General features: G+C 40.6%; 10 protein-coding genes. 3 read left to right on the top strand and 7 right to left on the bottom strand.

What is annotated here, in order from left to right; all coding sequences use genetic code 11:
• Positions 1 to 8: 8 nt before the first annotated feature.
• Together NDN11_RS10430 and putA are read right to left on the bottom strand one after the other, a co-directional pair.
• A complete protein-coding gene (locus tag NDN11_RS10430) occupies positions 9 to 491 on the bottom strand; it encodes a GrpB family protein (RefSeq protein WP_251109575.1) in 483 nt (160 codons plus the stop codon).
• A 124-nt stretch (positions 492 to 615) separates the two neighbouring features.
• On the bottom strand, positions 616 to 4,377 hold the full coding sequence (putA, locus tag NDN11_RS10425; RefSeq protein ID WP_251109574.1) for a trifunctional transcriptional regulator/proline dehydrogenase/L-glutamate gamma-semialdehyde dehydrogenase: 3,762 nt from the start codon (positions 4,375 to 4,377) through the stop codon (positions 616 to 618).
• A gap of 120 nt (positions 4,378 to 4,497) precedes the next feature.
• Between putA and NDN11_RS10420 the strand changes: the two genes are divergently transcribed.
• Positions 4,498 to 4,989, top strand: coding sequence for an Lrp/AsnC ligand binding domain-containing protein (locus tag NDN11_RS10420; protein WP_167247601.1), 492 nt, complete (start codon positions 4,498 to 4,500; stop codon positions 4,987 to 4,989).
• A gap of 44 nt (positions 4,990 to 5,033) precedes the next feature.
• Here the strand turns inward: NDN11_RS10420 and putP are convergent, their stop codons facing one another.
• Positions 5,034 to 6,530: a sodium/proline symporter PutP gene (gene putP / locus NDN11_RS10415; protein ID WP_167247599.1), complete on the bottom strand. Its 1,497-nt coding sequence runs from the start codon at positions 6,528 to 6,530 to the stop codon at positions 5,034 to 5,036.
• 480 nt (positions 6,531 to 7,010) lie between these two features.
• Here putP and aspA point away from each other — a divergent pair, with 480 nt between their 5' ends.
• Both aspA and NDN11_RS10405 read left to right on the top strand, forming a co-directional pair.
• A complete protein-coding gene (gene aspA, locus NDN11_RS10410; protein ID WP_251109573.1) occupies positions 7,011 to 8,453 on the top strand; it encodes an aspartate ammonia-lyase in 1,443 nt (480 codons plus the stop codon).
• 262 nt (positions 8,454 to 8,715) lie between these two features.
• Positions 8,716 to 9,873: a lytic polysaccharide monooxygenase gene (locus tag NDN11_RS10405; protein ID WP_251109572.1), complete on the top strand. Its 1,158-nt coding sequence runs from the start codon at positions 8,716 to 8,718 to the stop codon at positions 9,871 to 9,873.
• A gap of 85 nt (positions 9,874 to 9,958) precedes the next feature.
• Here NDN11_RS10405 and gcvH read toward each other — a convergent pair whose 3' ends face one another.
• The 4 genes from gcvH to NDN11_RS10385 form a co-directional block, all read right to left on the bottom strand.
• Complete coding sequence (gcvH, locus tag NDN11_RS10400; protein WP_251109571.1) at positions 9,959 to 10,333, bottom strand: glycine cleavage system protein GcvH; 375 nt, start codon at positions 10,331 to 10,333, stop codon at positions 9,959 to 9,961.
• An 80-nt stretch (positions 10,334 to 10,413) separates the two neighbouring features.
• Complete coding sequence (locus tag NDN11_RS10395) at positions 10,414 to 11,439, bottom strand: AraC family transcriptional regulator (RefSeq protein ID WP_167247594.1); 1,026 nt, start codon at positions 11,437 to 11,439, stop codon at positions 10,414 to 10,416.
• 128 nt (positions 11,440 to 11,567) lie between these two features.
• Positions 11,568 to 12,008: a MaoC family dehydratase gene (locus NDN11_RS10390; protein ID WP_004807678.1), complete on the bottom strand. Its 441-nt coding sequence runs from the start codon at positions 12,006 to 12,008 to the stop codon at positions 11,568 to 11,570.
• The gene (locus tag NDN11_RS10385) at positions 12,008 to 13,855 is read right to left on the bottom strand and encodes an ABC transporter ATP-binding protein (protein ID WP_251109570.1); all 1,848 of its coding nucleotides are present in this window, start codon (positions 13,853 to 13,855) and stop codon (positions 12,008 to 12,010) included. Before NDN11_RS10385 ends, NDN11_RS10390 begins: the two co-directional genes overlap by 1 nt.
• Positions 13,856 to 13,992: the final 137 nt, after the last annotated feature.

The following is a 13,992-nucleotide window of genomic DNA, read 5'->3' as shown; positions in this document are numbered from 1 at the left end:
ACATTCACTTATTTAGATGCTGCATCTATAGAGAGTACAGATTGGATAAAATCTGCTTTAATTTTCCGATATTGGTCTTGAGATAAGCCAACACACCTTTGTTTGAGCTGATTATATTGTTGGGTCAAGCTGGGCGAGTTTCTTAATAGATCCCGAAAGGTGATGAAATTGCAAAATTCTGAACCTGTTACCACAACTTGTAAGGCTACATCATGTTCTAAAGATTCCAGCATACACAGTTCGTGGGTACGCAATGTATCAAATTTTTCTTTAAAATTAAACTGTTGTAATTTTTCAATTGAATCTAAAAATTGATGGGCGGGTACTTCAATATAAATATCGAGATCACCTTTTGAAATTGCGTTAGCAATAGCAGATGAACCTATATGTTCAACAATTGCAAAAGGAATAAGTTGCTGGATTTTATTTTTATAATCCTCAAAAAGCTGAGCGCAGTTGGGTTGATATTCAGGAGCTGAGAAAAAATGCATCTAAATGGTCTCATTTTATTATTGCTATTTTAAAGGTAACGTTAAAATAATAAAAAACCCGAACCATGTAAACATGATTCGGGCTAGGATGAGGAACGTTTGAAGTTCCGCAAGAGACTGAAAATTAGTCTTCAGATAAAGTCATTAAACTCGCATTACCACCTGCTGCTGCTGTGTTTACGCTAATTGCTCGTTCAATGACTAGGCGTTCTAAAGGGATTTGTTCATTTGCTTGTAACTGGGTAATCCCGACAATCGCACCTGAACGATTCGCAACTTTAGTTTGCAAGTCTTGCAACTGTTCAACAGAACCATGATGAAGCACGGCATCAAACGCATCTTTTTCAACACTTGAAATCACGGTGATTGCATCTAAGACATCTTTTGGTAAAGACGCTTTGTGTTTTACTAAGAATGCATTGTCTTTCAACACAGCCGCAGTACTGCTGACAGAGAAAATCGCAAGTAATTGTTGAAGCTGGCTTGCTTCATCATTCGCAATCGAAAGTACACGATGACGAGGCAAGATAATGTATTGGTTGCTTTCACCAGTAGGACCTTGCAACTCGTAGAACTTACCTACACCAAATGCTGGAATCGTTGGAATTGCTTGAGGCATGTTTTGGTTTGCCCAAGCCAATAAGCTTTGATAAGCAACATTTGAAACTGCATCAAACTGAGAGATTTCAGCTTTCACCGCAAATGGGGTCGCCAATACTTTCTCTGAACAATGTTCCATCAAGCGGTACATATAAAGTGGACCACCAGCTTTAGGACCTGTACCCGATAAGCCTTCACCACCAAATGGTTGAACGCCTACAACAGCACCCACGATGTTGCGGTTGATATATAAGTTACCCACCTCAGCACGTTGGATCACAGTATTGATAGTTTCATCAATACGTGTATGGAGACCCATAGTTAAGCCATAGCCTTTAGCATTGATACGGTCGATCAGTTGCTCAAGTTCGCCATACTTATAAGTGATGATGTGCAATACAGGACCAAACACTTCGCGTTCTAGATCGTCAAGGTTTGGCAATTCAATCGCTGTTGGCGGAACAAATGTACCTTGTGCAAGCGCTTGTTGGCTTACCGCATCGTTAAACATCAATTGATGAACAGGGTAGCCCTTAGATTTCATCTTTTGAATGTGCGTATCGATGGTTTGTTTTGCTTCAGTATCAATTACTGGGCCAATGTCAGTTTTTAAGATCGCAGGGTTGCCAACGATCAACTGTTGCATTGCACCTTTCAACATTTTGATAACTGTTGCAGCGCTGTCTTCTTGCACACATAAGATACGAAGTGCAGAACAACGTTGACCCGCACTGTCAAATGCAGAACTGACAACATCGAGAACCACTTGTTCAGTCAACGCAGATGAATCAACGATCATCGCATTTTGACCACCCGTTTCCGCGATTAACGGAATTGGTTGACCGTTTGGAGACAAGCGTTTTGCGACAGTCTTTTGCAAAATTTTTGCAACTTCAGTCGAACCTGTGAACATGATGCCTTGAACACGATCATCTTGGCTTAATTGCGCACCAACGGTTTCACCGCGACCTGGAAGAAGTTGAACAACGCCGTGTGGCACGCCAGCTTCCCAAAGCATTTGAACTGCTTGTGCTGCAATCAATGGTGTTTGTTCAGCAGGTTTGGCAATAACACAGTTACCACTGACCAATGCAGCTGCAATCTGACCAGAGAAAATCGCAAGAGGGAAGTTCCATGGGCTAATACACAATACGGTACCCAGTGGTTTTACTTGTGCATTTACAGGTAATGCTTCGATTTGAGTTGCGTAATAACGCAAGAAATCTACTGCTTCACGTACTTCAGCAATCGCATTGGCATAGGTTTTACCACTTTCACGGCAAAGCAATACCATCAACTCTTGAATGCGAGCTTCCATCAAATCTGCAGCGCGTTTTAAGCAAGCAGCACGTTCTACTTTATCTGTTGCAGCCCAGCTTTGTTGTGCTTGTACTGCTGCTTCAAGTGCAAGCTGTACATCTGCACTGGTTGCTTCATTTACATAGCCTACAACTTCACTATTCTGTGCAGGGTTTGTAATTGCAAGTGCATTACTTTCATCATGAACTGTCGATTCAAAACCAAGCAATGGTGCACTTTTCCAAACGTGGCTACGAAGTTTCTGTGCAGTTGCATCTAAATCTGTTAAAGGTTGATCATTATTCAGATCAAAACCATTTGAGTTAGGGCGTAATGGGTACAGATCATGCGGAAGTGGAATTGCAGGATGTTTTAATCCCAACTGACCTTCGTCTTTCGCAGAAGTTTGAATATCTTTGATTGGAGATTGAATCAAATCTTCAACTTTTAAAGTCTTATCAGCAATACGGTTTACGAATGATGTATTTGCACCATTTTCAAGTAAACGACGTACCAAGTAAGCGAGTAAAGTTTCATGGTTACCAACAGGTGCATAAACACGACATGGAACACCTAACTTACCATCTTCTTTAGACCCAACCACTTGTTCGTACAATGGCTCACCCATACCGTGTAAGCATTGGAACTCGTATTGACCTGGATAATATTTGCTTGGATCGGCCAAGGTATAGATCGTTGCAAGTGATTGCGCATTGTGTGTTGCAAACTGTGGATACACTTGATCAGGTGCAGCAAGAAGTTTTTTCGCACAAGCGATGTATGACAAGTCAGTGTGAACTTTACGGGTAAACACAGGGTAGTCAGTCATACCATCAATTTGTGCTTTCTTGATTTCGCTGTCCCAATATGCGCCTTTCACCAAACGGATCATCAGGCGTTTGTTGCTGCGTTTTGCAAGGTCAACGATATAATCCACAACGTAGAAGCAACGCTTTTGGTAGGCTTGAATTACGAAGCCAATACCTTTCCAATCCGCAAGTTTTGGCTCGAAGCATAAACGCTCAAGTAACTCGAGTGAAATTTCTAAACGCTCAGATTCTTCAGCATCGATGTTTAAGCCGATGTCATATTGTTTTGCCAAGCAAGCAAGCTCGAAAACTTTGTTATAAAGTTCGTGATGAACGCGGTCGATTTGTGCACGTTGGTAACGTGGGTGCAAAGCAGATAGCTTGATTGAAATACCAGGGCCATCATAAACACCGCGACCATTTGATGCTTTACCAATGGCATGAATTGCTTGGGTGTAATCGTTGTAATAACGATCTGCATCATGTTCAGTTAGCGCTGCTTCACCTAACATGTCGTATGAGTAGCGGAAACCTTTGTGTTCAAATGGTTTTGCATGCTCAAGTGCTTCTTGGATGGTCTCACCCGTAACGAATTGCTCACCCATCATACGCATTGCAACGTCAACGGCTTTACGGATAATACCGCGACCACTACGTGCTAAAAGACCCGTCAAAACACTCGATAAGCTGGTTTGCTTTGGTGTTTCCATTAACTTGCCAGTTAACATTAAGCCCCATGCAGCAGCATTTACGAACATCAAGTTACTTTGACCGACGTGATCTTTCCAGTTACCTTGGTTGATTTTGTCACGAATCAATAAATCACGAGTTGCTGTATCTGGAATACGAAGTAAAGCTTCTGCCAAACACATCAACGCTACACCTTCCTGTGACGAAAGTGAGAATTCTTGTAGAAGACCTTGAACAATACCTGCTTTACCAGCCGAGCTTTTACGTTCACGCAAATTATGCGCTAGGCTAAATGCAAGTTCATAAATTTTGTGGTCAAGATCAGGGGAAATATCTGCTGCTTCAGCAAGTACAGCGACTGCTTCAGGCTCAGCACGTCGCCAAGCTGTATTAATGCGTTGCTCAAACTCACTTTTTTCTTTAAATTCGGTAATATAACCGTCGATGTGAGCTGTTTCCATTTGTGCGGGAGTATCCAATGTATTCATACTAAATTCCAATAACAATCTCTAGAACATATTGAGTAGAGAGGTTTAGATAATTTATGATTACAGAATGAATCCCGAGTAACTCACTATAATTTACTTATTTTTTAGAGGAAAATTCAGTTGAATGGCCCTATTTATGCGTTAGATCGTACTGATCTGAAAATTCTGGATATTCTTCAAGCAGATGGGAGAATTTCTAATAGTAAATTAGCAGAATTAGTGAACCTATCACCGACTGCGGTAATGGCGCGCGTGCAGAAGCTGACCAAGGATGAATTTATCTTGGGATATGAGGCAAAACTCAATCCAAATAAGCTTAATGCGAACTTTTTAGTGTTCGTGGAAGTGTTGCTTGATAAGACCACACCACATGTATTGGATGATTTTATTGATGCAGTGACTCAATATCCTGAGATTGTGGAATGCCATATGGTTAGTGGTGGATTTGATTTCTTGATCAAACTGCGGAGTGCAGGCATGGAGGAATTTCGTCGGATTGCAGGGCAGATCTTATGGCAGTTGCCTGGTGTGAAGGAAACACGAAGCTACCCAGTCATGCAGGTGGTGAAAGACAGCTCTAAAATAAAAATTAAATCAAAATCAAAATTTTAAGCAAAAGAAAAGGGGCTCGAAAGCCCCTTAAATTTTTATCAGAATTATTTCATTTCACGCGCATAAATTTCATCAGCTTGTTCGAAGCGACTTGTTACCGCTGCATTTGGTGCTTTACCAAGTAAGCTCACTACAACGATACTGATCAAGGCAAAAACGAAGCCTGGAATAATTTCATAGATGCCTGTGTAACCGAAGAAGTTTTTCCATAGGATTACCGTCACAGCACCAACAACCATACCTGCCAATGCACCGTTCAAGGTCATACGTTTCCAGAACAATGAAAGAATAATCAATGGACCAAATGCTGCACCAAAACCAGCCCAAGCATAAGCAACTAGGCCAAGAACCTTACTGTCCGGATTTTGTGCAAGTGCAAGCGCAAGCATTGCAACTGCAATTACCATTCCACGACCAATCCAAACCAACTCTTTTTGAGATGCATTTTTACGGATAAAGCCTTTGTACAAGTCTTCTGTCAAAGCGCTAGAACATACCAGAAGCTGACAGCTTAACGTACTCATGATTGCAGAGAGAATTGCAGCAAGGATCACACCAACAACCCAAGGGTTGAATAAGATTTTGGTGAGTTCCATAAATACGGTTTCAGGGTTAGCTGTAACTGCTGCTGCAAATTCAGGATGCATTTGGAAATAAGCAATACCGATAAAGCCTGAACCAACTGCGCCAGCAAGACATAGAATCATCCATGTCATACCGATACGGCGAGCTGCTGGAATTGATTTTACCGAGTCCGCAGCCATGAAGCGCACAAGGATATGCGGTTGACCAAAATAGCCTAGACCCCAAGCTGCAGCAGAAAGAATCGCAACAACGCTTAAGTTTGTCGCAAAATCAAACGCATGCGGACGTACACTTTCAACAACTGCAGTAAACTCTTCCATCCCAATGCCTAGAGACATGTAGGTCACGATTGGAAGGAGTAATAATGCAAAAATCATTAAGCCTGCTTGGAAAGTATCAGTCCAGCTGATTGCAAGGAAACCACCAATACACACATAACCAATGGTTGCAAATGCACCTAACCATAAGGCTGTGCTATATGGCAAGTGGAACAATGTTTCGAATAATCGTGCACCAGCGACCATGCCAGAAGCACAATAAATCGCAAAGAATACAAGAATAATCAATGCAGATGTGACGCGTAGGATTTTCTTCTGATCATCAAAGCGACCAGTAAAATAATCAGGCAAGGTAAGGGCATTGTTTTGGACTTCGGTATGTACACGTAAGCGTCCAGCAACCAAATACCAGTTTAGCCATGCACCGATAATCAAACCGATGGCAATCCACGATTCAGATAAGCCAGTTAAGTAAATTGCGCCAGGTAAACCCATGAGTAACCAACCACTCATGTCTGATGCACCCGCAGATAATGCGGTCACAAAACTGCCTAGACTTCGGCCTCCAAGAATATAATCGTCAAGGTTTTTGGTAGAAAAATAGGCGTATAAACCGATGCCAAGCATGGCCAGGATATAGACCACGAATACAACAACTGTGGGATTAGAAAAATTCATAATGGATGCCTGTCCTTACATATCCATAATTTGCAATCACACCTGAATAGCTAAAAAAATGATTTACTATTCTTGGGATTGATAAGGTCACAGATTCAAGCACAAATGATTTTTAAAATACTGTTATGTTTGTGTATTTAATTTGTATATTTTATGTAATTTAAAATAAGTGTATGAATCTTAATTTTTTAATTCAAAAAATAGGATTTTTTTTCATCAAAATATGAGTGGTCGGTGTGCAAAAAAAACTCAAAATGTATGCAAAAGTTACAATTTATAAAATGTACAGATGTAGATTAAATTAAATCAGTTAAAAACTAGGCAGAAGTTTTGACATATAATGTTACAACAGCAACAATTCAGAAAAATTTGAATATAAAAAAATATAATGTTAAGCGCTTTTGCTAATGAAAAATTGCGTGGAATCTCTCATATTATTTCATTGCACCATTAGGGTGCATTGTCTGAGAGAAATGGAAAGTGGAAACGGTTCAAACGGCAACGATAAGAATAGAGCATGATTTGCTCGGCGCGAAAGAAATTCCAGCCGATAGTTATTATGGAATTCATACACTACGCGCAATTGAAAATTTTAAAATCTCTTCGCAAAAAGTTGGACAAAATGGCTACTTTATTCGCGCATTGGCGCAAGTAAAAAAAGCTTCGGCTCAAGCGAATTTAAGCTTTGGCAAACTTACTGAAACTCAAAGTTTAGCAATTCAGCATGCCTGTGATGCTTTAATCACTGACACAGAAAAATGGCGAGATTCCTTCCCAATTGATATCTATCAAGGTGGGGCAGGTACATCAATTAATATGAATACGAATGAAGTGATTGCCAATATTGCGCTTGAATCATTAGGTCATCAAAAGGGTCAATATGATGTGATTCATCCAAATGATCATGTCAATAAATCACAATCGACCAATGACGTATATCCAACAGCGCTTCGCCTATCAACTTATTGTTCTTTAGATGCCTTATTCATACAAATGGACAAGTTAATTACGTCATTTGAAAATAAAGCAATTGAATTCTGCTATGTGTTAAAGATGGGGCGTACCCAATTGCAAGATGCGGTTCCAATGACATTGGGTCAAGAGTTCCGTGCTTTTGCGACCTTATTAAAAGAAGATGTACGTTTAATCAAACGGACTCGTGAATTATTGCTTGAAGTAAACTTGGGTGCGACTGCAATTGGCACAGGTGTAAATACACCAAAGGGTTATGCCATCAAAGCCGTTTCCTGCTTAAAAGACATTACAGGTTTGAATCTGGTGGGTGCAGAAGATTATGTTGAAGCAACCAGTGACTGTGGTGTATTCATCATTTTATCGAGTGCTTTGAAGCGTCTAGCATGTAAGCTTTCAAAGATCAGTAATGATTTACGTTTGCTTAGTTCTGGACCGCGTACAGGTTTAGGTGAAATTCAGTTACCTGAATTACAGGCTGGTTCTTCGATCATGCCTGCAAAAGTAAATCCTGTGATTCCTGAAGTGGTGAATCAAATTGCATTTAAAGTAATTGGAAATGATCTCACTATTACTTTTGCAGCGGAAGCAGGACAATTACAACTCAATGTGATGGAACCTGTGATTGCGATTTCATTGAATGAATCCATCGAGCTGCTTACACATGCAATCCAAAGCTTGGATGAGAAGTGTGTGCGTGGTATTAAGGCAAATGAACAAGCCTGCCATGATGCAGTGATGCGTAGTGTGGGTATTATTACGCTGCTTGATCCATTATTAGGTCATGCACTGTGCGATGAAATCGGTAAACAATGTATTGCTGAGAATAAAACCATTCAAGAGGTGGTTCTAGAGCGTGGTCTACTGACTCAGACTCAACTTGATGAGATTTTCTCTTTTGAGAATCTGGTATCTGAAGTTGATGGCATTCAAGTCGATTATGTTGCTTAGAACCTGAAAATTAAGTTGTGAAAAAAGCCCAGTTCAAATCGAATTGGGCTTTTTTGATTGCGCTGAAAAATACTGGATTTGTGAAATAATTTGATCGGGTCAACACAACTGTTTATTCCTGTGATCAAGTCAACTGGCATATTACAGATCATTACAGAGTAGGTGGTTGTCTTGTCTAAGCGGCTCACCTATGGTCTAAGAGGTGTCTTAAGAACACCAATGCTTAACAACAATAAATAAGTGAAATAACGAAGGTAGAATAATGATGATGCATCACTTTATTAAACGTAGTTTAATCTCGATGGGAATATTGGTACTACCCGTAGTACCTTCATTGGTTTTTGCTCATGGTTATGTGCTTAAACCAGAATCTCGAGCTTATGCCTGTAAGTTAAATAAGAATACTCAATGTGGCAGCATTGTGTGGGAGCCGCAAAGTTTAGAAGCTCCGAAAGGTTTTCCGCAGTCTGGACCACCAGATGGACAGATTGCCAATGCAAATTTGAGTCAATTTTCAGAATTGAATGCCCAATCACCGACACGATGGTTCAAAACAAATTTGCCCACAGGTGCAAATGACTTTACTTGGCAGTTTACAGCACAACATGTGACTCAAGGCTGGCGTTATTTCATCACTAAACAAGGGTGGAACTCTTCAGCACCTTTAGCACGTAGTTCTTTTGATCTAAATCCTTTTTGTACTGTAGATGGTAAGTACCAAAAACCTGCCGGTGTGGAAACACATCGATGTAATGTACCTGCTGACCGAAGTGGTTATCATGTCATTCTTGCGGTTTGGGATATCGGCGATACCAGTAATGCCTTTTATAATGTCATTGATGTAAATGTCGGTTCAGGTAGTCCAACAACACCAGTCGATCCGCAGCCACCGAAACCAGTTCAAAGCTGGAACGATATTGGTGATATTAATCCGCTTGATGACCTATTGGTAAATGATCGGGTATCCACACGAGTTTTTGATACCAATGGTGAAAATCCAAATTTAAGAACAGAATTACGGATTACCAGTACTGCCAATGGCAATCGAAATGTTTGGCCACGCTTATTGGCAGAAGCTATTAATCGAGAACACAGTGCCTTACGTGCAGGCGTTAAAAATGCCAATGGTGATATTGTGCCTGTAAGTGGGAAAAATGATGTTTATAGCAGTTTAAATAGTGGTATCCAACGTGTCGAAATCAAAATTGAGCGTGCCCCGATCAGTGGCGGTGGTTCTTATGATTTTATTTATCCGAAGAGTATTGCTACTTATAAAGCAGGGACCAAGGTATTAGGTAGCGATGGACGTATATATCAGTGCAAACCTTTTCCTAATAGCGGTTGGTGTACCATTCAAGCGCATCAATATGTACCTGCTACAGGCTCGAACTGGCAGGATGCTTGGCTTTTACTGAAATAATCAATGTTCTAAAAAATAAAAAACCGAGGGTCTAACTCGGTTTTTTAATATATCAATCCAAATAGATCGGTCTGATTTATAAAAATTATAAACCTGATTCGTATTCGCTATTCGAAAGCAATTTTTCAACATCAGCCATATTGTCTGGCTTAATCTTATAGATCCAACCCTTACCATAAGGCTCGTCATTGACAAAATCAGGATCATCTTCAAGGTCAGTATTCACTTCAACCACGGTTCCAGAAACAGGTGCGTGAATATCAGAGGCTGTTTTCACAGATTCAACAATGCCAGCTTGTTCAGTTGCGGTGACATGGCTACCCACTTCAGGCGTTTCCACATAGACTAAATCACCCAACTCATCTTGTGCATGGTCAGTAATCCCTGTAATAACGAGGTCGCCCTCAATTCTTACCCACTCATGCGTACGTGCATATTTCAATTCTGCTGGATGATTCATGACAACTCCTTAACAATCTGTCGTATCATTTTTATTTGGTTTATACATGCTTTTCAATAAAAACAAAAGCTTTCGTAAATTTATAAGTAAGGGTCTTTACGCCAGTTACTTGGGCTACGACCACTCCAGCGCTTAAATGCTCGGCTGAAATTCGCGACATCGGAGTAACCGAGTTCATCTGCAATTTGCTCCAAACTATAATCGGTTCGAGACAGCAAAGAGGTTGCATGACGGTAACGCACCTCATCGACGAGGGTTGAGAAGGATGTACCTTCCGCAGCAAGTTGGCGTTTCAAGGTGCGATCCGACATATGTAAACGCTCAGCCACGCTTTCAATGCTGAGATAATGCTGCTCTGAATTGGTTAAAATATCACGTACGCGCATTGCTAAACGACGACGCTCGCCCAGTGCAGAGAGCTCTGTTTCGCATTGGTTAATGGCAATCTGGCTGGCAATGGGATCTGCATTGACCATTTTTAAGCCAAGATATTTTTTATCAAAGCTAGAAATCAGATGGGGCTGATTAAAGCGTACTGTACTGGTTAATCGATCTTTATATTTTTCAAAGCCAGCAGGTTCAGCAAAGTCCAGATCAACCTCACCGCTAAGGTCATCAATTCCGGTTAAGGCTTTGGCCATGGTCATAATACCAATGGTTAAGCCTAAAATAATTTCTGTACGCAATGGCTCAACTTCAATATCACATTGTAGCTGTAAGGTTGCTTTAGGACCAAAGGTAGAGAAATAGAGCTGTAAAAAGGGAAGGCGTAACTGAATGAAACGGCTTGCCAGAGCAATAGCATCGGTAATGTCATGCGCCGTCATAATGGCATAGCCAATAAAGCCATGAATGGAAATACGCATCTGCGTACCTAGATGAAAGCCCAGTGTACTTTCACCTGTAAGGCGCAAAGAGTGTTTCACCAATTCATTCGCAATCGGTGTTGGAATTCGATAGTTCGGATCAGCCAGTTGTTCGCTGGTTAAGTGAAACGGTGCAAACAATGTTTCATCGCTATATCCCCAGCGAGAAACTACATCTAACAGCAATAAGCCATAGACGCCTGGTATTCCTTGATCTTGACGAGTTGAGGTTGTTTTCATGTGCTTTCCGTGGCGCTCATCAATTTTGCCAATATCTTTTAAACATTTAAGTCTTAAACATCTTTACATGAAAAAAAATAATCAATCATAAAAATTGTTGGACAAAACAGTCACCGAATATTCAAGAATCAAGTTGGTTTTCTAAAGACCATAATTTTGGTTGTTGATATTAATAGCACATCACCATATTGGTTCAAAGCTTGTGTTACGTAGCTGACGATACCACGATCATTTTTAGTTTTAGATGGCACAATTGCAGTAATTTCAATTTCTACATGAATTTTATCGCCAACACGGGTTGGGCGAGGCCAGCGTAAGCTTGATTCAGTGCCTAACAGACCACCTGCAACGGGAAAACATTCCGTCCATAAACGCATGGTCACCGCAGAAGTATGCCAACCGCTCGCGGCTAATCCTTGAAAGATAGGATGTTCTGCTGCTGCCTGTTCATCTAAATGAAACGGCTGAGGATCGTATTGACCTGCAAATTGTTTCACTTCTTCAAGTGTCATTTCATATTCGCGGCTGCTAAAACGATCACCAATATTTAAGTCTTCTAAATACAACATTATTCTGTGTCCTGAGTCACTCGCTGTTCAACTAAAAAACCACCTGTTTGGCGTTTCCATAATTGTGCATACAAGCCATCATTAGCAATCAATTCCTCATGTGTTCCTTGTTCAGCAATTCGACCTTGATCAAGGACAATAAGGCGATCCATTTGAGCAATAGTAGATAAACGGTGCGCAATTGCAATGACTGTTTTGCCAACCATCAAGTCATTTAAACTACTTTGAATCGCTGCTTCGACTTCTGAATCAAGTGCACTGGTTGCTTCATCGAGGATGAGAATCGGTGCATCTTTGAGGAAAACACGCGATATCGCAATACGTTGACGCTGTCCACCAGAAAGCTTCACACCACGTTCACCAACGTAGGCATCAAATCCAACACGACCTTTTTGATCTGTCAGTTGTGGAATGAACTCTTCTGCTCTGGCTTTTTTCACCGCGAGCTCGACTTCAGCTTCAGTCGCATTTGGACGACCGTATTTAATATTTTCAGCTACAGTACGATGTAGTAACGAAGTATCTTGCGTGACTAATGCAATATTGGCGCGTAAGCTGTCTTGAGTAACATCATGAATATTTTGACCATCAATCAAAATACGACCTTGGTTGATATTGTAAAAATGTAGTAGTAATTGGATTAGTGTTGATTTACCAGCACCAGAACGCCCAACAACACCAATTTTTTCACCAGGTTTGATGGTCAGATTAAAATGCTCAATGACATTTTTTTGGTTATAAGCAAAGCTAACGTCCTCGAATCGGATTTCACCACGTTGAACTTTTAATTCAGTCGCATCTTTCTTGTCTTGAATTTGGATCTGTTTACCTAGAGTTGTCATACCATCCTGAATGGTACCGACATTTTCAAACAACATGGTGACATGCCACATTAAAAACTCAGCCATACTGTCTAGCTTCAGTACCATTGCTGTAGTGGCTGCAATTACCCCAATCGCTGCTTGCCCTTGTGTCCATAACCAAACAGAAGTGCCAATCACACCAATGTATAGAAATGCACTGAGTAACCGAATGCTGATTTCGTATTTGACCCCTAAACGCATTTGCTTATAAACCGTCACCATAAACTCTTGCATGGATTCTTTGGCATATTGGCTTTCACGGCCTGCATGCGCAAAAAGTTTTACAGTTTGGATATTGGTATAAGCATCGGTTATACGACCTGTCATGACAGCACGTGAATCTGCTTGTTTTTTGGAAATTTTACCTAAACGGGGGATAAAATAGCTGGCAATTACAATGAAAAAAACCAGCCACAACATTAAGGGAATAATTAGTACAGGAGAAATTGATCCCAAGACCACACTAATGGTAATGAAGTAGATCAGTACATAAACCAGCATATCGCCTAAAATCATCCAGAATTCGCGTACAGCCAAAGCTGTTTGCATCACCTTGGCTGAAAGGCGACCTGCGAAGTCAGTATGGAAAAATTCTAGGCTCTGTTGTAATAACAAGTTATGGAAGCGCCAACGCATGCGCATTGGGAAATTACTAAACAAAACTTGATGTTTGACCACAGATTGCAGGCTGACAAAGAAGATATTTGCAAAAAGAATGCTAATAAGGATAGTGAGGTTCTGTTGGTTGTTTTCTAGGAATGTGCTGGGTTGGCTTTGCGCCAGCCAATCGACCAATTTTCCAATATAAGAAAAAAATAGTGCTTCAAAACTGGCCGCAGCTGCGGTACACGCAATCAAAATAAATAGATAAGGGCGGATACCTTTGGTTGATTGCCAAACGAAAGCAAAGAAAGTAGTTGGTAATGGTTTGTTTAAGTCTTTCGTTGGATAGGGATCAACTAATTTTTCAAACCATTGCAGCATGCCGCTTTTCCTCTCGTTATACAGTACGATTCAGCTTACCTTGGTAGGATATCAGAAAACCTGACAGAAGATGGCAAAAGAAAATAAATGATAAGAAATGAAAAGTAGCAAAAGATTAAACTTCTATTTTAAGAGAA

The organism is Acinetobacter sp. C26M (assembly GCF_023702675.1).
Classification (GTDB): domain Bacteria; phylum Pseudomonadota; class Gammaproteobacteria; order Pseudomonadales; family Moraxellaceae; genus Acinetobacter.
The sequence above is the reverse complement of the archived record's forward strand: the minus strand, read 5'-3'. Positions and strand labels throughout refer to the sequence as shown.

Excerpts from the sequence above, each read along its gene's own strand:
- NDN11_RS10395 (WP_167247594.1), bottom strand. The coding sequence starts at position 11,439 with ATGAAAACAACCTCAACTCGTCAAGATCAAGGAATACCAGGCGTCTAT.
- gcvH (WP_251109571.1), bottom strand. The coding sequence starts at position 10,333 with ATGAATCATCCAGCAGAATTGAAATATGCACGTACGCATGAGTGGGTA.
- putA (WP_251109574.1), bottom strand. The coding sequence starts at position 4,377 with ATGAATACATTGGATACTCCCGCACAAATGGAAACAGCTCACATCGAC.
- NDN11_RS10385 (WP_251109570.1), bottom strand. The coding sequence starts at position 13,855 with ATGCTGCAATGGTTTGAAAAATTAGTTGATCCCTATCCAACGAAAGAC.
- NDN11_RS10405 (WP_251109572.1), top strand. The coding sequence starts at position 8,716 with ATGATGATGCATCACTTTATTAAACGTAGTTTAATCTCGATGGGAATA.
- NDN11_RS10390 (WP_004807678.1), bottom strand. The coding sequence starts at position 12,008 with ATGTTGTATTTAGAAGACTTAAATATTGGTGATCGTTTTAGCAGCCGC.
- NDN11_RS10430 (WP_251109575.1), bottom strand. The coding sequence starts at position 491 with ATGCATTTTTTCTCAGCTCCTGAATATCAACCCAACTGCGCTCAGCTT.
- putP (WP_167247599.1), bottom strand. The coding sequence starts at position 6,530 with ATGAATTTTTCTAATCCCACAGTTGTTGTATTCGTGGTCTATATCCTG.